The organism is Pseudomonas sp. NBRC 111127 (assembly GCF_001320345.1).
GTDB lineage: Bacteria > Pseudomonadota > Gammaproteobacteria > Pseudomonadales > Pseudomonadaceae > Aquipseudomonas > Aquipseudomonas juntendi.
Genome location: NZ_BCBD01000334.1, coordinates 1 through 1,007 on the forward strand (window position 1 = coordinate 1; position 1,007 = coordinate 1,007).

The 1,007-nt window shown below is 62.5% G+C and carries 2 protein-coding genes; both read left to right on the top strand.

Annotation, left to right across the window (positions count from 1 at the left end):
* Positions 1 to 163 precede the first annotated feature (163 nt).
* Positions 164 to 610 carry a structural protein P5 gene (locus tag APH30_RS27290; protein ID WP_054914259.1) on the top strand — a complete coding sequence of 149 codons (447 nt, stop codon included), beginning with the start codon at positions 164 to 166 and terminating at the stop codon, positions 608 to 610.
* Positions 607 to 972, top strand: coding sequence for a DUF6527 family protein (locus APH30_RS27295; protein ID WP_054914260.1), 366 nt, complete (start codon positions 607 to 609; stop codon positions 970 to 972). Before APH30_RS27290 ends, APH30_RS27295 begins: the two co-directional genes overlap by 4 nt.
* The last annotated feature ends 35 nt before the right edge of the window (positions 973 to 1,007 follow it).

Here is a 1,007-nt window from a genome sequence, read left to right on the forward strand (position 1 = left end):
GTCTGTGTCGCCCAAGTGCTGAAGGACTACACCGCCAAAGTCTCCATCAGCGCAAAAGATCCGGCAGAGCCAGCACCAGAGCCTGAGACGCCTGCTGCCTGACGGCGTTCGCAACCACCCAATGCCCGCTCAACGCGGGCTTTTTTTCGCCTGGAGAAAACCCATGACTGCACCCCGCGGCGTCCGCAACAACAACCCCGGCAACATCGATTTCAGCCCCCGCAATGCTTGGCAGGGCCAGCTTGGCGTGGAGGTGGGCGTGGCCAGTCCGCGCTTCGCCCGCTTTGACCAAGCCGAGAACGGAATCCGTGCCTTGGGCAAGCTTCTGCTCAACTACCGTGGCAAGGATGGCATGCCCGGGATAGGTCGACCTGGTATCGATACCCCACTCGAGTTCATCAGCCGCTGGGCGCCGGCCAGCGAGAACAACACCCTGGCTTACGCCCAGGCCATCGCCAAACGGCTCGGTGTAGGTGTGCGCGACTCCATCGACATCTCCGACCCACGGGTGCTGCGCGAGGCGGTGGTGGGCATGATCGTCCACGAGAACGGCGGTAATCCGTACACCGCTGAGGTTATCGACGAAGGCGTGCGGAGGGCGCTGGCATGACGATCAAGACGATTGGTCGCTGCCTGGGCCAGGCGCAGGATGGCTCCTTGTGGTTCTTCTGCACAGGATGCGATGCGCCTCATAGCCTTCATGTCGGGTCAGGTTCCGGCCCGCGCTGGGGCTACAACGGCAACCCCGAGGCTCCGACGTTCACGCCATCCGTGCTGGTAAGGGGCACCCAAAGACTGACTGATGAAGAGCATCAGGCGTTGATGGCTGGCGAGAAGGTCGAGCCTCGACCATTCGTCTGCCACTCCTTCGTCACTGACGGCCGTATCCAGTACCTGGGTGACTGCACGCATGGGCTGGCTGGCCAGACGGTAGAACTTCCAGAGTGGGAGGTGGCATGGAGCAGCTGGTAGCAAAATTCTCGATCCCGCTGCGCTTGCTAGCGGCG